Source organism: Aquimarina algiphila (assembly GCF_947494415.1).
GTDB lineage: Bacteria > Bacteroidota > Bacteroidia > Flavobacteriales > Flavobacteriaceae > Aquimarina > Aquimarina algiphila.
Genome location: NZ_CANLVC010000003.1, coordinates 152344 through 172936, shown reverse-complemented (window position 1 = coordinate 172936; position 20593 = coordinate 152344). Strand labels below are relative to the sequence as shown.

The 20593-nt window shown below is 31.4% G+C and carries 17 protein-coding genes; 12 read left to right on the top strand and 5 right to left on the bottom strand.

Features of this window, described 5'->3' with window-relative positions; translation table 11 throughout:
- Window positions 1-4 precede the first annotated feature (4 nt).
- From PQF96_RS06620 to PQF96_RS06610, 3 genes are all read left to right on the top strand, one after another.
- Entirely contained in the window at window positions 5-880 is an 876-nt protein-coding gene (locus tag PQF96_RS06620; protein WP_109434693.1) for a glycosyltransferase family 2 protein, read from the top strand.
- Window positions 881-978: 98 nt separating this feature from the next.
- Window positions 979-1821 (top strand): polysaccharide deacetylase family protein, encoded by an 843-nt coding sequence (locus PQF96_RS06615; protein ID WP_143917795.1) that lies wholly within the window; start codon window positions 979-981, stop codon window positions 1819-1821.
- Between the two features lie 183 nt (window positions 1822-2004).
- Window positions 2005-2850, top strand: a complete 846-nt coding sequence (locus PQF96_RS06610) for a GNAT family N-acetyltransferase (protein WP_271765495.1) — start codon at window positions 2005-2007, stop codon at window positions 2848-2850.
- A gap of 32 nt (window positions 2851-2882) precedes the next feature.
- On the opposite strand, the gene PQF96_RS06605 is transcribed toward PQF96_RS06610, so the two are convergent.
- From PQF96_RS06605 to pepE, 3 genes are all read right to left on the bottom strand, one after another.
- On the bottom strand, window positions 2883-5216 hold the full coding sequence (locus PQF96_RS06605) for a tetratricopeptide repeat protein (protein ID WP_271765494.1): 2334 nt from the start codon (window positions 5214-5216) through the stop codon (window positions 2883-2885).
- 70 nt (window positions 5217-5286) lie between these two features.
- Entirely contained in the window at window positions 5287-6201 is a 915-nt protein-coding gene (locus PQF96_RS06600) for a glutaminase (RefSeq protein ID WP_271765493.1), read from the bottom strand.
- Between the two features lie 9 nt (window positions 6202-6210).
- A complete protein-coding gene (pepE, locus tag PQF96_RS06595) occupies window positions 6211-6918 on the bottom strand; it encodes a dipeptidase PepE (protein ID WP_109434698.1) in 708 nt (235 codons plus the stop codon).
- Between the two features lie 102 nt (window positions 6919-7020).
- On the opposite strand from pepE, the gene PQF96_RS06590 reads away from it, so the two are divergent.
- From PQF96_RS06590 to PQF96_RS06565, 6 genes are all read left to right on the top strand, one after another.
- Window positions 7021-7815 carry a peptidase associated/transthyretin-like domain-containing protein gene (locus tag PQF96_RS06590; RefSeq protein ID WP_109434699.1) on the top strand — a complete coding sequence of 265 codons (795 nt, stop codon included), beginning with the start codon at window positions 7021-7023 and terminating at the stop codon, window positions 7813-7815.
- Window positions 7816-7920: 105 nt separating this feature from the next.
- Entirely contained in the window at window positions 7921-8679 is a 759-nt protein-coding gene (locus PQF96_RS06585) for a peptidase associated/transthyretin-like domain-containing protein (protein ID WP_271765492.1), read from the top strand.
- A 198-nt stretch (window positions 8680-8877) separates the two neighbouring features.
- Window positions 8878-9390, top strand: coding sequence for a DUF6702 family protein (locus tag PQF96_RS06580; RefSeq protein ID WP_109434701.1), 513 nt, complete (start codon window positions 8878-8880; stop codon window positions 9388-9390).
- Window positions 9391-9453: 63 nt separating this feature from the next.
- A complete protein-coding gene (locus PQF96_RS06575) occupies window positions 9454-11766 on the top strand; it encodes a M1 family metallopeptidase (RefSeq protein ID WP_109434702.1) in 2313 nt (770 codons plus the stop codon).
- Between the two features lie 84 nt (window positions 11767-11850).
- Window positions 11851-12144 carry a Sec-independent protein translocase subunit TatA/TatB gene (locus tag PQF96_RS06570; RefSeq protein WP_109434703.1) on the top strand — a complete coding sequence of 98 codons (294 nt, stop codon included), beginning with the start codon at window positions 11851-11853 and terminating at the stop codon, window positions 12142-12144.
- A 339-nt stretch (window positions 12145-12483) separates the two neighbouring features.
- Complete coding sequence (locus PQF96_RS06565; protein ID WP_109434704.1) at window positions 12484-13983, top strand: S8 family peptidase; 1500 nt, start codon at window positions 12484-12486, stop codon at window positions 13981-13983.
- A gap of 85 nt (window positions 13984-14068) precedes the next feature.
- Here the strand turns inward: PQF96_RS06565 and PQF96_RS06560 are convergent, their stop codons facing one another.
- Entirely contained in the window at window positions 14069-14710 is a 642-nt protein-coding gene (locus tag PQF96_RS06560) for an O-methyltransferase (protein ID WP_271765491.1), read from the bottom strand.
- 601 nt (window positions 14711-15311) lie between these two features.
- On the opposite strand from PQF96_RS06560, the gene kynU reads away from it, so the two are divergent.
- Window positions 15312-16598, top strand: coding sequence for a kynureninase (kynU, locus tag PQF96_RS06555; RefSeq protein ID WP_271765490.1), 1287 nt, complete (start codon window positions 15312-15314; stop codon window positions 16596-16598).
- An 11-nt stretch (window positions 16599-16609) separates the two neighbouring features.
- On the opposite strand, the gene PQF96_RS06550 is transcribed toward kynU, so the two are convergent.
- A complete protein-coding gene (locus PQF96_RS06550; RefSeq protein WP_271765489.1) occupies window positions 16610-17458 on the bottom strand; it encodes an AraC family transcriptional regulator in 849 nt (282 codons plus the stop codon).
- A 134-nt stretch (window positions 17459-17592) separates the two neighbouring features.
- Between PQF96_RS06550 and PQF96_RS06545 the strand changes: the two genes are divergently transcribed.
- The gene (locus PQF96_RS06545; RefSeq protein WP_271765488.1) at window positions 17593-18759 is read left to right on the top strand and encodes an MFS transporter; all 1167 of its coding nucleotides are present in this window, start codon (window positions 17593-17595) and stop codon (window positions 18757-18759) included.
- Window positions 18760-19014: 255 nt separating this feature from the next.
- Window positions 19015-20592 carry a solute:sodium symporter family transporter gene (locus PQF96_RS06540; RefSeq protein ID WP_271765487.1) on the top strand — a complete coding sequence of 526 codons (1578 nt, stop codon included), beginning with the start codon at window positions 19015-19017 and terminating at the stop codon, window positions 20590-20592.
- The last annotated feature ends 1 nt before the right edge of the window (window position 20593 follow it).

Genomic DNA, 20593 nt, shown 5'->3' with positions numbered 1-20593 from the left:
CTCGATGAGTAAGACATTAACCATTGTAATGCCCGTTTATAATGAAGAAGAATCATTAAAAATATTTTTACCCGAGGTTATTGATCATTGTATTAATAATGAGTATTCACTTATTTTAGTTAATGATGGCTCTAAGGATAAGACTGGTGAAATTTTGAAAACACATGCTGCAACTACTTCGATACTTACAGTAATTACTCATAAAGTAAATAAGGGGTATGGAGGTGCTATTAAAAGTGGTATTGAAAAATGCATTACAGATTATGTTATAACCATAGATGCTGATGGTCAACATTATTTAAGTGATGTGGATAATCTGTTTGCAAAAATATTAGAAACAGATGCGGATTTGGTTATTGGGAGTAGAAAAGGACAAATGTCAGCTTCTGCATTTAGGAAGGTGGGTAAAGGAATTATTCGCTTTGTAGCAAAAATGTTAATGAAATTATCAGTTTATGATATCAACTCGGGAATGAAGATTTATGATACAGAATTGGTCAATAAATATCTAAAACTTACTCCGGATACAATGTCTTTTAGTGATATTATCACCTTAACTTTTGTGAGTAATCGACATTTGGTTATTGAAGAACCAATACAAATTAAGAAACGAATGGGAGGGACTAGTACTATTGGTATAAGGACAGCCTTCGAAACCATTATGGAGATTATTAATATCATTATTTTGTTTAATCCAGCAAGGATTTTCTTACCTATTTCAGCCTTTTTTTTTGTATTTGGTGTTTTTTGGGGAGCTAACTTTTTCTTTCAGGGTAAAGGTATTAGTATCGGAGCAAGTACTTTAATTCTTACCGGGTTATTGATTTTTCTTTTAGGGCTAATAGCGGAACAACTATCTGCTCTTAGAAAAAATCAATAATTTATTTCAAAACAGAAATATTTAAAAAATTAACTTTGAATATAACCAAAAATAGTCGAACTATTTTTTTTGAAAAATATGAGTATAATTGACAAATAATGAAGTTTGATAAAAAAGAAAATATTTTTTTGTTTAGTATTGACTTAGAAGATGTTCGTTTGCGTGTTAATGATGGATTAAAATATAAGCCAAGTGTTGAAAAATTAGTAGAACAATATCTTATCTTTTTAAATTTTTATAAGGCAAAAGCTACATTTTTTACTGTTGGAGATATTCCAAAATATTACCCAGATCTTATTAAAACTATTGTTGCCGAAGGACATGAAATTGCATGTCACTCAAACAAGCATATTCCCGTAACAATTCAAAGTAAAGAAGAGTTTAGAATTGATCTACAGCAAAATATGGAAAATTTATATAAAGCTGGAGCAACAGAATTAATAGGATACAGAGCACCAACGTACTCTATTACTAAAGATGTACAATGGGTCTTTGATGTTTTAACAGATTTGGGATTTAAATATTCTAGTTCGGTACTTCCTGCAAAAAACCCTTTATACGGTTGGAAAGAATTTGGTGAAAATCCAAGAAAAATGAATGATGATTTATGGGAGATACCGGTAAGTTTAAGAAAAGGATCATTCTTTAAAGTACCATTTTCTGGAGGTATATATTTTAGGTTTTTACCTTTTTTTTTAATTAAAAATAGTTTTGATTTTCATTATAAACAAAACAGAGCAGTGACTAGTTATTTTCATCCGTATGACATTGATACAGATCAGGAAAAGTTTATGCATCCTGAGATTAATGATAATTGGATTTATAATAGATTAATGTATTTTAACCGAAAGAAAGTATTTCCAAGACTCCATACAATTATGGATCAATATGATTCAAAAATAATCACATACAAAAGTTATATAGAACGTTTACAACAATAAAAATAAGGAGATGAATAGAGAATGATCTCTATTTTTTTTAATAAAGTAAAATTAAAGATTTTAGTATTTTAATAACGAAAAGAAAATAGACTTCTATATAAGCGAAGCATATAGGGATCAAAAAGTGATAGAAGTACAATTAAAAAACTATCAAGAGGATTTGAAATATAATACAGAAAATAGATGAGCTACAATTTTTTGCCTATTCAAACGGACAAGACATCGATTAAGGAAGTTACAGATCTGTTAAGAATTACTTTTCCTCATGCTAAGAAATACACAGAAGCTTTTATTTCTTGGCAATATATTGATAACCCGGTTGGGGAAATGATGGGTTATAATGCATATGCAGGAACCACATTAGCTGCTCATTATGCCTTGATGCCAATAAAAGCCAAAATTTTTGGTAAAGAAGAGAAAGGATTATTATCATTAAATACAGCAACGCATCCTGAACATAGAGGGAAAAGACTATTTCCCAGGCTTGCAAGTGAGAGTTATAAAGATGCAGCTGATAAGGGGTTTAGTTTTGTAATCGGAGTTGCTAATGCTCAAAGCACGCCAGGTTTTTTAAAGAAATTGGATTTTCAACTTATAAGAATGCTTGATGCTAAACTAGGTTGGGGTAAAATTGTACGTACAAAAGAGGATTGTGATCTAGATTATCAAAGAAGTTGGGATGAAGAGACTGTGCAATGGCGTATATCTAATCCAGAATTACGCTACAATATCAAAAATAATAGAATTTCTGCTTCAACAGACCGTTTTGGCATACAGGCAATTCTTAAAGATTTTGATCAAAGCTATAATATTGCTGATAACTCAACGAATACTTTAAATTTAAGGCCTTTTAAACTATGGATAGGTATTGATAATTCAATTCATTGGAAAAAATCTTTTTATTTTGATATTCCTTTAAAAATGAGACCGTCCCCACTTAATTTAATTTTTAAAGACCTTACTGATAAGGGTAGGAAGTTTGATTTTTCCAAAATACAATTTAATGCTTTAGATTTTGATGCTTATTAAATTCTTATCTATTGTTAGTAAGAGACTCTATGTTATTGTTGTATATTTTTTAAAGCTACCTCGAAGTTATTTTTTAAAAGTTGATTGTCGGGATTAAGAGTTAACCCTTTTTTACCAGCTTCAATAGCCTTGTCCCATTTTTTTAAAGCATTATATCCACTACAAATGTTATTATATAATTTATCAGAATTAGGATGTTGTATGATTCCTTCTTCAGCTACTTTTATACATCTTTCAAACAATCCGTTATTGTAGTATAAAACACTTAAATTTAAATAATTAGCTTCGCTGTTATCTTTTTTTAGAAGTTCGATTTGATACTCAATTTTATTTTTTCGATTAAGAATATCATCAAGATTATTTTTTGCTAGTTGGTAATTTGGAGCTAATTGTATTGCTTTCTTACAAGCTTCAATGGCTTTGTCATAATTCCCAAGGATATTATACGCGCTACAAATATTATTGTAAGCTTCGGCATAATTAGGATTTAAAGCTATAGCTTTTTCAGCGATAGATATGGATTTGAGATATTGCTTTTTTTGGTAATATTTAAAACTAAGATTAAAGTACTTTTCGGGTGTGGGATTATTTATGATCTCTTTTTCTTCTATATCAAGCGCGCCATTTTTTTCGACACTTGCTAATAAAAGGGACTGAACTCTTTTATTATTTTTATCTATTTCCAGAGTGTTAGAAGCCATTATGTTTAAATTTTGCCAATCTTCTAACTTCAGATAGTTTTCCATAAGTAACATTCTTGTTTCTATACTCGAAGGAGATAATTCTAGTGACTTAGATAATTTCTCAATGGACTCTTCATTTCTGGACTTTTCCCATAAAAACTTCCCATAATAAAACCATGAATTATAATAATTGCCTCCATATTCTATAGCTTTTTTAAAATGTTCTTCTGCAATTAAACTGTTTCCTTTGATATTATTTAATATTCCTAGATTTATATGTAAAAAGGGATAATAAGGTTCTATTTGTAGGGATTTTTTAAAGTATTCTTCGGCAATGTCATGCTCTCCTGCCTCCATTTTTATAATCCCATAGTTCATTAACCCTCTTGGGTTTTTTGGACTTTTAATAGTGACATCTTTCCATAGACTTTGATCATTATCCCATACTTCATTTCTTAGGTAAGTTGCAAAGGCATAAATAGGTAGTATTGTTAGTATAGGAATAATCAAATATGAAGATCGAAAATGATATTTATTTCTAAGATATTGAAGAAGTAAATTAAATGACCAACCTACACTAAGCGCTAGTCCTATATAAGGAAAAAACATACGATGATCATTCATAACTTCTGCCAGTGGAATAAGACTGGAGGTTGGAGCAAGTGCTATGAAAAACCATAATAATCCAAAACAAATTGGATGATGTTTTTCTTTTCTAGAAGTAATCCATATAATATATACCGCTATGGATAAAAATAACAGACCTATAAAATATTGGTATGACCAAATTGTTTGTAAAGCTTTCCAATCTGTATCTGCACTGAGATTTGTAGGAAGAAAAATACTCATGAAATAATGAAAAATTACAAACGGTTGCGTAATAAGATAATTGAATGTTTCTGATGACCCAGTAGTAAAAGTATCTGGTGTCATCACATGATGGAAAATATATAGAAGTGTACAGAAAATTATTGATGGGATAGATTTTACTATCGCTCTAGCGGTTTTATTAAAAGATTTTGAAGAAAATAAAGTAAAGAAATTTACTTTTTCTTCAAAAAGTAGTACATAACTTAAAAATAAAGGAGCAAACATGATAGCTGTAGGTTTTGCCAAAGCTCCTATAGCTACAGGAATCAAATACAAATAATATTTTTTTGCAATAGAAGAGTATTGATAAATAACAAATGCCAGTACTACAAAAAAAGTGGATTGTAAATCAGACCTCGCAATAATGTAGTTTATGGTTTCTGCCATTACTGGATGTATCATATACCATAATGTTATTCCAGAAGCGACATAGAAATTATAGGTGTTGTCTAGTGATAAGTTGAGTATTCTATGGATAAATAAAAAGATAAGAATACCTTGTAAAAGGAATAGAATAAATGAAGTAAGGTGAAAATAAAACACATTGTATCCGTTACCGAGCCAATAATCAAAGGCTAGAGATGTAGTTACTACAGGTCTGTAGGTTTGATTTTGAGCTAGAGAACTTATGGTGGTTCCGTCTTTAAAAAATGATGGAATATTTTTTAAGTCTCTTATGTTAGGATTTTCGGTAATAGTATGAATATCATCAAAGTGAAAAGAATTATTAAAATGATTGAGATACGTTATTGTAGTGATAACAATCATTACAATACTAAAATAAAGCGTTTTCTTTTTTTTGGATATATTCAAAAATGTAAGTTTTTAGAAGTTCATTATGTATAAAATTACTTGTTTTAGGAAATACTACAAATTTAGCTCTTTAAAAAATTGATAACCCCGTTAAAGTTGTAAGCCTTTCTAAGGCATACATGCCTAGTTCAGAATTTCCTTTAGGGTTAAGAGGAGGACTCCATACCGTGACAGCATATTGCCCTGGATGCACAGCTGCTATTCCTCCACCAACACCACTCTTGCCAGGTAAACCCACTCTAAAACTAAACTCGCCAGCTTCATCATAAAAACCGCAAGTTTGCATAATAGCATTAATACGTTTTACTTTTCTGGGTGATAATATTTGCTCATTATCAGATATTCGTTTACCGCCATTGGCGTACATCATAAACGCAATTGATAATTCTTTACAAGACATTTCTATAGCACATTGGTAAATATAAAAATCGAGTACAACTTCAATATCATTTTTTATGTTGCCAAAAGACTTCATGAGATTAAGTAAAGAAGCGTTACGATAACTATACTTCTTTTCAGATTCAAAAACTTTTGAATTAATTCCAATATTAGAATTTCCTGTTATATTATGTATAAAATCAAGAAAATCCTTTTTTGGATATTTTAATTGTGAAATTAAAATATCAGAAATAACTAGCGCTCCTGCATTGATAAAAGGATTTCTTGGAATTCCGTTTTCATACTCTAATTGTATTAGAGAATTAAAGGGATCTCCAGACGGTTCTACATCAACTCGCTTAAATAATTCATCATCTAATAAAGACATTGCTCTTGTGAGAGCAAATACTTTTGAAATACTTTGGATAGAGAATCGTTCTTCACTATCTCCTAGATTATAATGTCCTGAATTGATACAGTACAGGTGCATCCCAAATTTTTCATACTCTATTTTTGCTAATTCGGGGATATATGAGGCTACTTTTCCAGTTGATTGTATTGAGGAAAGTTCTGATGCTATGGTATTAAGTATATGTTGATATTCCACAATCTGATTTTAGTTTAATTCTGATAATGAGCTTCCAGAAGTTATTTCATATGGTGTTTTATTCTGTTCAAAAACTCTGGCTTTTAGGTTTCCTTCTAAAGTGATATCGTCATTTTTAACTCTCAACCAACTACCCTCACGCAATCCGACGACTGGCTGGGGGTTCAAGTTGTGAAATTCTTTGATTCTTGTTTCTCTGGTTTCTCCTTTATGTGTAGAGTTAGGATCAGGATCAAGATAGTGAGCATTTATATTAAAAGGAAAGATTCCAAGTGTTTTAAGACTGGGGGGATGAACTATAGGCATATCATTAGTGGTTTGCATGGTAAGTCCACAAATATTGCTTCCAGCACTAGTTCCTAAATAAGGCGTCCCTGATTGTATAGCTTCTGTTAAAGGTTTTATTACGTTGTTTCTATAGAGTTGATCTACTAACAAAAAAGTATTTCCTCCTCCTGTAAAAATTCCTTTAGCACTTTTTAATGCTTCATTAGTATCAGAAAACATATGTATGCTAACAATTCTTTTATTTATTTTTTTAAAAATGTTATTAACTCCAATAGTATATTCATCATGCGAAATTCCGCCTGGACGGGCATACGGAATAAAAAGTATTTCTTCAGTGTCTGAGTATAAGTCAGTTAAAGCTTCTTTTAAATACTCCAAAGGTTCGCTTCCGTAAAGTGTGGAAGTGCTTGCTATGATACAGTTTCTCATTGTTTTTTTTAGTAAAGGTAGTTTAACGTTTTCTTATATTTAAATCTTTGAGGAAGATAAAAAAAATGTAGTATCTTAATAAATAAATTAACCTTGTCTATTATGAAAATAAAGTTGTCTATATTTTTTGTTTGTTTTATTATTAGTGTTTCGAAAGCACAAATTACTACTTCCCGAGTTATGATTGAAGGAAAGATTAGTGCACCTATTGGTGATGATGTAGAAGGTGTGGTTATTTATAATCGTAGTAGTAATAAAGGTACAATTAGTACTAAAAATGGAGAATTTAAGATTAATGTTGGTATTAATGATAGAATTGAAGTAGTAGCTATGCAATATCAACATTTTGTGATATTAGTGGATAAAGGAGTAGTTGATAATAGGAAATTGAACGTGTTTCTTAATGAATCTGTAAACCAACTTGAAGAAGTAGTAGTAACACCATATGACTTATTGGGTAATGTATCGGTTGATGTTAAAAAAATTGGATTTACTAAAAGTGGCATAGGGAAGGTTGCAGATGAAACTTCTTCAAGAATTAATGATATTGACTATGATTTTACTCAAGATCAGCAATCTACATTAGAAAATAAAGTGTTTTTAGAAGACGGGATGATTAATGGATTAAATTTTGTTAATCTTTTTAAACTGGTTTATAACACTAAAGAAAAATCCAAAAAGAAAAAATTACCTTCTGATATTGATGTAAAAGTCAGAGATATGTACAATGATGAGTTTTTTAAAGATTTCTTAGCTCTAGAAATGGATCAAATTAATGATTTTATCTTTTTTGCAGAAGATAATGGGCTAAGCAATAGATATTTTGAGTCAGGAAAAGAACTGGATTTATTACAATTTTTGGTATATCAAAGTAAAATATATCGTGAGAGACAATAATCGTACTAATTTTTTATCTTTTGTAATTTTCTTGAAAATATAACGTCTTTGTATTGTTGATCTTTAGCTTATGTACTTAAGAAAAGATTGTTTTGATAATACAATATGGTTAAATATATACTATCTCTTTTACTACTTACTTCAATTCAAATTTTTGGTCAGTCAGAAACCTTAAAGGGAAAAATCATAGCCGATTCGATTCAAGGGTATGCAATTAATATTGTAAATTATACTAAAGCGATAGGAACTACTAATGATGAAAATGGTTTTTTTGAGATGCCTGCAAGTGTAGGAGATTCTATTGTTTTTTCATCAGTACAGTACCAAACTCGATCTATTGTTGTTACTTTAGAACAACTTGACAAAGAACAAAGAATATCTGTTGTTTTATATCCGGTAGTGCAGTTGCTAGAACAAGTAAAAGTAAGTAATATTGAACTTTCTGGTTATCTTGATAAAGATGTAGGCGCTGTCGAATTACAACCTTTTGTTGATAACCAGATATTGGGACTTCCTTTTAGTGATAAACCACAACCGACAAAAACAGAAAGAAGAATCTATACGGCAAAATCAGGAATTTTGGATAGACCCTTAAATTATTTAAACGGTACACTCAAGAAACTAAAGAAAATTAAAGCCTTAGAAGATTTACAACAGATAGTGCAAAAAGGCACAACTACCTTTAGTACAACATTTTTTGTAGAGGAATTAGCATTACCAGAAGAGTTGATTACTGATTTTGTATACTACTGTGCAAAAGATGATTATTTTAATAATCTCCTTGAAAATTCTAAACGACTTACATTATTAGAATTTTTTCAGAAAAAGGCAAAATCTTACAAAAAACATAAAGAGTTGCATTAGATTAGAAAGCACTTTATTAGATCCTTGTTTTAGAAGATTTTAAGTTTGGCATAATTTTTATATTCAAAACATTAAAATTAATTACATTTATCGTTTTACAAATTTAGATCATAAGAATAGGGGATAATGATTTATGTAAATACATTTATATAGATTCTTTATATAAATTCCACCTTATTTTAAACGTTTATAGAAAAAATGAATAAAATCATAGTATTTCTTTTATTAATGATATCGGTTCCATTGACTTCTTCTTTTACAGATGTACATAAATTTTATGTTAGTGTAACCCAGATAGAATACAATCAAGAACAGAGCTCATTACAAGTGATATCAAGGATTTTTATTGATGATATAGAAGATCTTATTAAAGAAAGATATGACGCATCGGTTATTTTGGATAAAGATAAAGAAGATCCTCAAGTAGATAAATATTTAGATATATATCTTCATAAGAAATTAACTTTTGTAGTAAACCAAAAAGAAGTATCGTTTACTTTTTTAGGGAAAGAATATGAAGATGATCTTATCATTTGTTACTTAGAAATAGAAAATATTACATCTTTAGATACGATTGAAATCACAAATCAAGTCTTAATGGACCTTTTTGAAGAACAACAAAATATTGTTCATGTAAGAAAAGGAAAAAAGAGAAAAAGTCTTATTCTTGAGAAAGAACGGGAGATTGGGATGTTAAAGTTTAGTAAATAAATTACTAAGCTTTTAAAAAACAATTACTTTGCAAATCTTAACATTTAACTCAAAATCATTACAATGAAAAAGATACTTTTAGTCCTTTCAGTGACTTTTTGGATATCGGGTGTATCATACGCTCAAAATCAAGAAGAGACTAAAAATGTTCGAGAATTAGGGCATACTAATGAGAACAAATTCAAACAGATGTACGATGAGTTTGCTACTCCAAATATGTACAGAACTGCTTCAGGAGCTCCTGGTTCTGCATATTATCAGCAGCAAGCCGATTATAAAATGGACATCGAGCTTGATGATAAAAACAAAAAACTTTCTGGTAAAGAAACGATTACGTACACCAATAATTCTCCTGATCATTTAGAATTTCTTTGGGTACAGTTAGATCAGAATATGCGTGCAAAAGACTCTAAAACACCATTAATCAATGGCGGTGGAGTTGATCCCGCAAGTTCGCAAAAGGGTTTTGTAACCCAATATTTTGCAGAACCTTTTGATGGAGGATTTAACATTACCTCTGTAAAAGATGTAAACGGCAATCCACTTAAGTATACGATTAATCGTACTATGATGCGAGTAGAAATGCCAGAACATTTAGCGCCAGGGAGTAAATTTGTGTTTTCAATTGATTGGTGGTATAATATAAATGACCATGTTAATGGAAGAGGTAGATCAGGGTATGAAGAATTTGAAGATGGAAACAGAGCTTATGTAATTGCTCAATTTTATCCTAGAATGGCAGTTTATAATGATGTTGAGGGATGGCAAAATCACCAATTTTGGGGAAGAGGAGAATTTGCATTGCCTTTTGGTGATTTTGAAGTAAATATTACTGTTCCTGCAGATCATATTTTGGACGGAACGGGAGTGTTAGTAAATAGAAAAGAGGTCTTTACAAAAGATATGATGAATCGCTATGAAAAAGCAAAGAAGTCATATAATAAACCTGTAGTTATTGTAACTCAAAAAGAAGCAATAGCAAAAGAAAAAACATTCTCTGAAAAGAAGAATACTTGGAAGTTAAAAGCAGAAAACGTTCGTGATTTTGGGTTCGCTACCTCCAGACGATTCATATGGGATATGATGGCTGTCAAAATTGGTGGAAAAGATATTATGGCAGTTTCGATGTACCCAAAAGAAGGAAACCCTTTATGGGAAGAATGGTCAACAAAAGTAGTTGCCAGTACATTAAAATCATATAGTCGTATGACTTTTGATTACCCATATCATAAAGCTATCTCTGTACATGCAAAGAATCAAGGAATGGAGTATCCAATGATTTGTTGGAACTATGGAAGACCAGATAAAAATGGGAACTATAGTGACCGCACAAAATATGGAATGATGAGTGTTATTATACATGAAGTTGGACATAACTTTTTTCCTATGATCGTGAATAGTGATGAACGTCAATGGACATGGATGGATGAAGGTCTTAATACTTTTGTGCAATATGTTGCAGAACAGGATTTTGGAGAATGGTACCCTGCAGCATTAGGTTCAGACAAAAAATATCCGTCTCGTAGAGGACCAGCGCAAAAAATTATACCTTATATGAGTGGAAATCAAAACCGACTTTCTCCTATAATGTCTCAGTCTAATAATATTCATCAGTTTGGTCCAAATGCTTATGCAAAACCAGCTACAGGATTAAATATATTGAGAGAAACAGTAATGGGAAGAGACCTTTTTGATTATTCATTTAGAACATATTCTCAACGATGGATGTTTAAACATCCAACACCAGAAGACTTCTTTAGAACAATGGAAGATGCTTCGGCAGTAGATTTAGATTGGTTTTGGAGAGGATGGTTTTATACAACAGATTATACCGATATAGGAGTAAGAGATGTAAAGAAATTTGTGGTTTCTAAAGTGCCTACATTAGAATCACAAAAATTTGCCGCAACCAGCAGAAGTTTAAGATTTGCAAACCCTTCAAATCTTGTTGTTATGGTTGAAGAAGGAAGTAGTGATTATAAAAGAATCAAAGAGAATGGAGGCATCATTGAAGATCCGGTTGCATTAAAACAATATGTAATGGATAATTTCTCTCCTGAAGAGCGCAAGAATATGAAAAACCCAAAGTTTTTCTATGAAGTTACCTTTGAAAAACCAGGAGGACTTGTTATGCCATTAATAGTGGAGTATACATACGAAGATGGAACAAAGGAAACAGTTACCTACCCAGCAGAGATATGGAGAAAGAATGATAGTGTAGTAAAACGAGCTATAGCTTCTGAGAAAGAAATTTCTAAAATTGTGGTTGATCCACAACAAGAAACAGCTGATATTGATACTTCTAATAATAGCTGGCCTCAGAGGAATAAGTTAGGGAAGTTCGAACAATTTAAAAATAAAGTAAAAGGACAATAAGTTATTTTACCAAAGAAAAAAAGCCATCTCCGAAGTCTTCAGAGATGGCTTTTTTTACACAATATTGCCTATATTTGCATTGTTATGACAGTATTACCTTTATTTATTAGCGGAACCGAAATAGCCTTTATTATATTTATAGTAGTAATGGTCTTTGGTGCAGATAAGATCCCCGAAATCGCAAGAGGATTAGGTAAGGGAATGCGCGTTGTTAAAGATGCTACAAATGATATTAAGACCGAGATTACTAAGAGTGCAGAAAAGCATGGTCTTGATACAGACATCACATCATCTATTACCACTGATATTAAAAAAGAAATCGATAAAGTAAAAGATGATATCGATGATATTACAGGTCCGATAAAACGTCAACCTTAGATCAAAATTCCTTAAGAACCTGTTTTTTATCTAATTCTCCTTGTATATTCTGATATTTATTCAAAAAAATAAATGTTTTTTTGAATAAATCTTATTGTTCAGCACTATACTTTAAACCCCCCATAAACATTGAATTTTCTTATAGGTTTGTTAATTTTTTTAGTCCTATGCAAGCATAATATTGAGTTTTTTGTTAACTATATGATAATTTAATTATCAAATAATTAGAGATTATTTAATATATTAGCAATGATATTACGTAAATGATAATTATCTGTGGTTTTTGCAGATTTTCCATTTGTATATTTTTAACACACAAACTCATAATCTTATTCTAAAATGAAAAAAATTACATTATTAGTATTGGGGCTGATTTTTATATACTCTTGCTCTAAAGAAGACCCTAGCGAAATTGTAGATTCTAATACAACTTCTCAAGAATTTCAAAAATTACTATCCATAGAAGAAATCAATGCATATATGGAAAGTGAATTAAAACAAAATGGAGATATAGTTTGGAAAAATGCACCTGCAAATGTTCTTTTAAGTGCAATCGCATTAGGAGGCGATATTGCAAGTGTAGGATATGGAAATAAGGGAGAAAGTTTTTCAAATAAAAAATCCGCACGATTAAATAGTGCAAGAACCAAGATATATGATGTTGTTGGAGCTCTAGAAGGTGCAAAACAATCTAATGTAGTGGTGTCTGCTGATGATATACTTAATGTGACTGAAGTAAAAATTACCAGTTTAAAAACTATAGAGGCATTACAAGCCATGGATGATGTTAGGTATATAGATCCAATTGGTTATGGTTTTTATTTAGAAAAAGAAACTTCTAATCAGCAAAAATCTGCTGGGTGCGGTCAAAGCGGTCAAACGATTAATAGCGGAGATTATAGAGTAATTTCTCCCAATGCAAGATTACCTTGGAATTTTGATATTCATAAGGTTCCACAAGCATGGAACTTAAGTACAGGATCTGGTATTACTGTAGGTCTAATTGATACTGGAATTTCTGCAAACCAAAATTTATTAGGTAATGGATTTAACGATGGAGCTTCAAATGGAAGAAGTGTACAACGTTTTGGAACTTTTATCGATTCTCCTTGGTGGTGGTCTAATAATATTGATGGCCCAAATGATAGATGTGGTCATGGTACTCAAATGGCATCTGCTATTGCATCACCTCGTAATAATGATTTTATGCCGGTTGGAGTAGCATATAACTGTAACCTTGTAGCTTATAGAGGAACAGAAGATGTCGTTTTAAATGATTATCATGAGCGTAAAGGAGTTAGTAACGCTTTAAAAGATTTAGGAAATAGGGGGGATGTTAAAATAATTTCTATGTCGGTAGGGTATCCTTGGTCTATTGGAAATGTAAAAGATGCTGTACGCTATGCATATTCTAGAGGAAAAATGATTGTTGCTGCAGGAGGTACTTCTACCACGTTCACTAATTGGTACGGAGTTATATTTCCAGCTAGTATGTCTGAAACCATAGCAGTTACTGGAATTAAAGATAATGGATATAACCGTTGTAATATTTGTCATGATGGAAGTAAAATTGATTTTACTATTGTGATGCAAAGAGCTGGAGATTCTAATAGAAATGTTCCTGTACTTGGTTTTAATACTGGATCACAAGCATATGTTGGAGGTTCTTCTGTTGCCACTGCTATGACTGCAGGTATTGCTGCTTTGGTATGGGCACGCAATCCAAATATGAGCAGAGAGCAAGTGTTAGATAAGCTTAAAAGAGCAGGAGAATTTTATCCTAACCGCAATGGTAAATTTGGTTATGGTAATATTGATGCACTTAAAGCAGTACAGTAAAAAATAGAAATCAAAAATAAAAAGAAAAGGTTAGAGAGATATGTTCTTTCTAACCTTTTCTTTTTTAATAATATTATATTTTAACCTATAAAACCCTGCTAATTGTTAACCCATCTCGTATGGGAAGTAATACGGTCTCTATTCTATGATCTTCAACCAAAAGTGCATTATACTTTAGAAGAGCTTTTGTAGAAAGGTCATCTTCATTCACTTTTTCAACAACCTTGCCGCTCCAAAGGACGTTATCTGATAGAATAACACCTCCAGAATTCATTTTACCAATGATTAATTCAAAATAAGCAGGATAATTTGGTTTATCAGCATCTATAAAGACCAAATCAAATTTCATATCCAGATCAGGAATAATTTTGGTGGCATCACCAATATATTGATAGATTTGTTTTCCGTAAGGAGAAAGGTCAAAATATTTTCTTTGAAAATCTTCTAATTCTTCATTAATATCAATGGTATGTAATTCTCCATTCTGTTGAATTCCTTCCATTAAACATAATGCAGAATATCCAGTGTATGTCCCAATTTCTAATATGTTTTTAGGATGAATAAGTTTTGATAACATACTTAAAACTCTACCTTGATAAGGCCCACTTAACATCCTGGGTTGAAGTATTTTTTGATACGTTTCTCGAGTAAGCTGTTGTAGCAATTCAGGTTCTTTCTGTGTATGATTTACAACATAGGTGTCAAGATCCTCCGGAATAAAATGCATAATTCGAATTTTACTGCAAAGTTATAGTATTCTTGAATTTTGCAGTGGTAAGGTATTATAATTTTGAAACATTTTATGAAAAAGCAGGATTTGTGTTATCATAAATACCCCTACTTCGTTAAAACTATATAAGTCTAGAAACACACGTATTGGTCTCTGCTTGATATCCCGCCGACATAATAAGAATCAGAACCACATTGACCCGGGCCATCACCACAACACTCGATATCATCTCTATCGCCATAACTTGATGCCGGTTTAGGGATTCTACGTCAATAGATGGTTTTGTGTTCCTTTCATTAATTGTTTTACTCCTTCTAGTTTCTAAAAGTTCTTTTTTCATGTAAAAAGGTTTTAAGTATATTTTCTATACCTATTTATACATTCAAGGTTTATACCCTACTAAATACAATTTTTTTAGACATTTGATAATCAGTAGATAATGATATGAGAAGCTTATGAGACTCATTTTGGTTTGAATAGTTTATAAATAAAGAAAAGTCTGTTGATATAGGGCCTAAGATCCAAGATTTGACATTATGTTACTGTACTGTTCTGCAATCTTAATTCTAATATGTATTTTTGACTCAAAATGGCTACTATGCATTTCGAAAATACCCGAGAATTTGCTCTACAACTTGATCAACAAGATAAGTTAAGAGAACATAGAGATCAGTTTCTCTTTCCCAAAATTAACGGCAAGCAAGTGATATACTTTACTGGTAATTCACTTGGACTCCAACCTAAGAATACCCAAAAGTATGTGGATGATATTATGAAAGATTGGGCAGATTTGGCAGTAGAAGGACATTTTTATGCTGAAAAACCATGGTGGGATTATCACGAACGTCTAGCAAAACCGCTAAGTAAAATTGTAGGAGCAAACGAGGCAGAAATTACAGTGATGAATACCTTAACTGTTAATCTTCATTTATTAATGGTTTCTTTTTATCAACCTAAAGGGAAACGGTATAAAATCATTTGCGAAGAAAAAGCTTTTCCGAGTGATCAATATATGCTGAATAGCCAGGTGAGATTTCATGGGTATGATCCAGATGATGCTATTATAGAGATTAAAAAAAGAGCAGGAGAACATAACTTTAGAACAGAAGATATTCTGAAAACTATAGAAGCGGTAGGAGAGGAATGTGCTTTGATTTTGATTGGTGGTGTGAATTATTATACAGGCCAGGTGTTTGATATGAAAACCATTACCAAAGCAGGTCATGATATCGGAGCTTTTGTTGGATGGGATCTTGCTCATGCAGCAGGAAATATAAAGTTAGAATTACATGACTGGAATGTGGATTTTGCAGCTTGGTGTAGTTATAAGTATATGAATAGTGGTCCGGGAAATGCTTCTGGATGCTTTGTTCATGAACGTTTTCATAATAAGAAAGATATTCCTCGATTTGAAGGTTGGTGGGGGACAAGTAAAGAAACTCGTTTTCTTATGAAACCAGAGTTCGAACCCATGCCAAATGCAGATGCATGGCAATTAAGTAATGCTCCGGTATTGTCTTTAGCTCCATATTTAGCTTCTTTAGAATTATTTGATGAGGTAGGTATGGATGCATTAATTGAAAAACGTAATCGTATTGTATCCTACCTGGAGTTTATTTTAAAAGAAATAGATAAAGAAGTTGATAGTACTTTTGAAATTATAACACCTTCAGCCCAAAAAGAGCGTGCAACACAACTTTCTGTTTTTCTTCATGGTGAAGGGAGAGCATTATTTGAATATTTAATGAAGAATGGTGTAATCACAGATTGGCGAGAACCTAATGTAATTCGTTTGGCACCGGCACCCTTCTATTGCTCTTATGAAGATATGTTTGAATTCGGACAAATATTAAAACAAGGAATCCTGGATAAAAAGAATTTATAATTTAAGTGTTTCTATATTTGATTATAATACTGCGATGGTGTCATCCCCGAATATTTTTTGAATTGTTTTGCAAAATATGATGGGTCATTAAAACCACATTGGTACATTACTGAAGATATGGATGTGTCATGATGTTCAAAATATTCCTGAGCTTTTTTTACTCTAAACTCATTTAAGAAGTCAATAAAACTTCTTTGCGTAATAGTTTTAAACATTCTACAGAAAGAATTGGGAGTGAGTCCTAATTCTTTTGCTAAAGCATCAGAGCGTATTTCATCTGCATAATTATCATTTATATGTTGATATACTTTTGAAATTCTTTCAAAAGTATGCTGATTAATATCAAGGGATAATTTCTCTTTTAATACTGTTCGTTGATCAGAAGAAATAGAAAGTAGATGTAGAATAGTAATGAAATTAAGTAGTCGTTCTGTAGCGTTTTGCTTATTGAATTTTAAAAAAAGAGGAGATAATTTTTTATGAGTTTCCGGAGAAAATAAAATTCCGTTGTTAGATTTTTCTATCAATTTTAATACCATATCAAATTCTGGAAAATGCGCTAGTTTTTCATCAATAAAACTTTTTGGAAATTGAATAACTACTTCCACATTACTTTTAAATTGTTTATTCCCAAAGGGCATATGAGGGATGTTTGGGCCTAAAAAAACTAGTAGTCCATCAGAATATTCTTCAAAATGAGAATCTATTTGTATACTTCCTTTTCCACTTTTTATGAACACGAGTTCATATTCTGGGTGTAAATGCCAGCTTACACTATCACATTGCGATTTATGGGTATAGCTTTCAATTTTAACCGAGCTTGATGAGGTAAGATAGATTTGTTCATAAGAAACTTTCATGTAACAAAATTAACATAATATTTTCTTTGATTTTACTGTAAGGAATATTTTGTTTTATAATTTGAATATTTTGTTTTAAAAATAAAATGAGCATGTTGTTTACTTTTGAGTTTGTCAATATTTAATTCAAACAAATGAATTCTCTACAATTGATTCTTACAAAACTGAGATATTTTGGACCCTCATGGGTATTTGCCTCATTAAACATTATCGTAGGTACGTGGGTGCTTTATATACCTGGCATAAAAGATAAGCTTAATATTGATGATGCTCAATTAGGTATTGCCTTGTTTTGTTTTGCTTCAGGGACTTTGACAATGATCCCTTTATCATCAATATTGATAAAAAAAATAGGTGTTGGTAGAGTAACACTATTCGCAATTATAACTTTTTCTATATTATTTTTAGTTCCGGTTATTGTACCTAATTATATTTTACTTTGTATTTCTCTTTTCTTTGTAGGATTATCAGCTTGCCTTACCGATGTCGGAATGAATGCTTTGGTTTCGTGTATAGAACAAGAAGATGAGGTGCATTTTATGTCTGCATCACATGGTTTTTTTAGTTTAGGAGGTGTTATTGGTGCGGGAATAGGTAGTATTATAATCACGTATATTCAAGTACCAATTATACATATGTCATATGCTGTCATTTTTGTTATTATAACTAACCTTTTAACCGCCAGAGCATTTTTTGACATTACAGGAAAACAGAAAAATAAAGAGGTAAAACGGTCATATTCATTTAAACTAATAAAACCACTTTTTGGATTAACTATTATTGCTTTTTTGATCATGGGTAGTGAAGGAGCAATAGAACATTGGAGCAAATTATATCTTCAAGATGTAGTGGCCGTTACCTCAGAGAAAATTTCTGGATTTGGTTTTGTAACATTTTCAGCAATGATGACATTGGGAAGATTCTTTGGTGATGCAATAAGTAAACGTTTTGGATCATTCACCATAATTATAGGAGGTTGTTTGATTAGCATCTTTGGCTTTTTCGCTATTTTAAGTTCTCAATTAGTAGTCACGATTAGTGGATTTGGTTTTGTAGGATTAGGCTTTTCTGTAATTATTCCTGAGTTATTCAGACTTGCCGGAAAAGCAAAAGGAATATCAGCTGCACAAGGGATTTCATTTGTAGCAGGTTTTGGTTACTTAGGTTTTTTGCTTAGTCCTCCTATTTTGGGATTCTTATCAAAAATAGAAAGCTTACGGCTTAGTTTTATAGTATTGTTAATGGCAGCCGTCATTGCAATGATTATCACATTTTTTCTAAACAGAAATAAAAGAGAATAAGGAGAGAGGTTTGCTATTAGAATTTGTTTAGTTTTTCTAATTCAAAGATTATAGTTGCCTATACAAAATTCAATGATAGTGTGTTTTGTGATTAGATTATTTCTAGATTTATGTGGAATAGGATCGTATAGAGATGATCAATAAAACGAAATACCTATACAAAAACTATACAAACTAGTTTTTTGATTTAATTCATAATAGTTTTTAAGTAATATCCAATAGTTTTATCGATTAACTAATCGCTAAAATTTAGATATGGGTATTATTTCGTTTGTAGGATTTACACTGTTAGTTGCAATTGTATCATACATAGCTACCAGAAAAACTGATGAAACATCATCAGATGGGTATTTCCTGGGAGGTCGTAGCCTTACTGCAACAGTAATTGCAGGATCATTACTACTCACCAATCTATCGACAGAACAAATAGTAGGACTTAACGGGCAAGCATTTACAGAAGGTATTCTTGTAATGGCGTGGGAAACCCTGGCGGCTATCGCAATGGTAATAACAGCGGTATTCCTATTGCCAAAATATCTAAAAGGAGGAATTACCACTGTTCCGCAATTTCTTGAGCAACGATATAACACAACAACAAAGGCGCTAACATCAGGGTTATTTTTAACAGGATATGTTGTGGTATTTTTGCCAGTAGTGCTATATACGGGATCACTTGCGATAACAACTATGTTTGATGTACCAACGGTATTAGGAGTTTCAAAAACTGCTTCTATTTGGATTTGTGTATTTGGAATAGGTATTATAGGTGCGATTTATGCAATCTTTGGAGGATTAAAGGCAGTTGCAGTCTCTGATACAATTAATGCGGTTGGACTACTTGTTGGGGGTATTATGATTCCTGTTTTTGGGTTAATTGAGATAGGAGAAGGGAGTGTATTTGATGGGATTAGTACTTTGATAACAACAAATCCAGATAAATTTAAAGTTATAGGTAATAAGGATGCTTCTGTTCCTTTTGCTACTATATTTACAGGAATGATGCTTGTTCAATTATTTTATTGGGGAACTAATCAAGCAATTATTCAGAGAGCATTAGGAGCTAAAAATCTTAAAGAGGGACAAAAAGGTTTATTATTGGGCTCTTTCATTAAGATATTAGGACCAATTATTGTTGTGTTACCTGGGATTATTGCTTTTCATCTTTTTGAAGGAGAATTAGCTACAGCAGATGAAGCTTATCCAAAATTAGTAAGCAAAGTACTTCCCCTTTCACTTGTAGGTTTCTTTGCTGCAGTATTGTTTGGAGCTATATTAAGTTCGTTTAATAGTGCATTAAATAGTTCTGTAACATTATTTGGTATAGATATCTATAAAGAATATTTTAATAAAGAAGCTAATGAAAAACAAATAGTAAAAGCAGGAAAAAGCTTCGGAATTCTACTAGCTGTTTTAGCAATGTTCGTAGCACCTTTTTTAGCTCAAGCAGGAAGTATCTTCGAATACTTACAACAAGTAAATGGTTGTTATAGTATTCCTATTCTTTCCATAATTGTTGTAGGGTATTTAACTAAAAAAGTTCCCGCAATAGCAGCTAACGTTGCTATAGTATTAGGAGCACTACTCTATATAACTTTTATCATATTGAATAGTACAATAATGAAAGATGATTTTCCACACTTCCTTCATGTAATGGCTATTCTTTTTATTCTAAATGTGATTATAATGTTAATAATTGGTAAATTGTATCCGAGAGAAGAGGCATATAAACAAGAGTATACTAAGGAGGTAGATATTACTCCCTGGAGATATACTAAGATAGTAGGTGTGATTGTATGCTTAATCGTAATATCTACTTATATCTATTTTAGGTAAC

Coding starts and splice junctions, on each gene's coding strand:
- PQF96_RS06615 (WP_143917795.1), top strand. CDS start 979: ATGAAGTTTGATAAAAAAGAAAATATTTTTTTGTTTAGTATTGACTTA.
- PQF96_RS06570 (WP_109434703.1), top strand. CDS start 11,851: ATGACAGTATTACCTTTATTTATTAGCGGAACCGAAATAGCCTTTATT.
- PQF96_RS06580 (WP_109434701.1), top strand. CDS start 8,878: ATGAATAAAATCATAGTATTTCTTTTATTAATGATATCGGTTCCATTG.
- PQF96_RS06590 (WP_109434699.1), top strand. CDS start 7,021: ATGAAAATAAAGTTGTCTATATTTTTTGTTTGTTTTATTATTAGTGTT.
- PQF96_RS06585 (WP_271765492.1), top strand. CDS start 7,921: ATGGTTAAATATATACTATCTCTTTTACTACTTACTTCAATTCAAATT.
- PQF96_RS06540 (WP_271765487.1), top strand. CDS start 19,015: ATGGGTATTATTTCGTTTGTAGGATTTACACTGTTAGTTGCAATTGTA.
- PQF96_RS06560 (WP_271765491.1), bottom strand. CDS start 14,710: ATGCATTTTATTCCGGAGGATCTTGACACCTATGTTGTAAATCATACA.
- PQF96_RS06545 (WP_271765488.1), top strand. CDS start 17,593: ATGAATTCTCTACAATTGATTCTTACAAAACTGAGATATTTTGGACCC.
- PQF96_RS06620 (WP_109434693.1), top strand. CDS start 5: ATGAGTAAGACATTAACCATTGTAATGCCCGTTTATAATGAAGAAGAA.
- PQF96_RS06575 (WP_109434702.1), top strand. CDS start 9,454: ATGAAAAAGATACTTTTAGTCCTTTCAGTGACTTTTTGGATATCGGGT.
- PQF96_RS06550 (WP_271765489.1), bottom strand. CDS start 17,458: ATGAAAGTTTCTTATGAACAAATCTATCTTACCTCATCAAGCTCGGTT.
- kynU (WP_271765490.1), top strand. CDS start 15,312: ATGCATTTCGAAAATACCCGAGAATTTGCTCTACAACTTGATCAACAA.
- PQF96_RS06565 (WP_109434704.1), top strand. CDS start 12,484: ATGAAAAAAATTACATTATTAGTATTGGGGCTGATTTTTATATACTCT.
- PQF96_RS06610 (WP_271765495.1), top strand. CDS start 2,005: ATGAGCTACAATTTTTTGCCTATTCAAACGGACAAGACATCGATTAAG.
- pepE (WP_109434698.1), bottom strand. CDS start 6,918: ATGAGAAACTGTATCATAGCAAGCACTTCCACACTTTACGGAAGCGAA.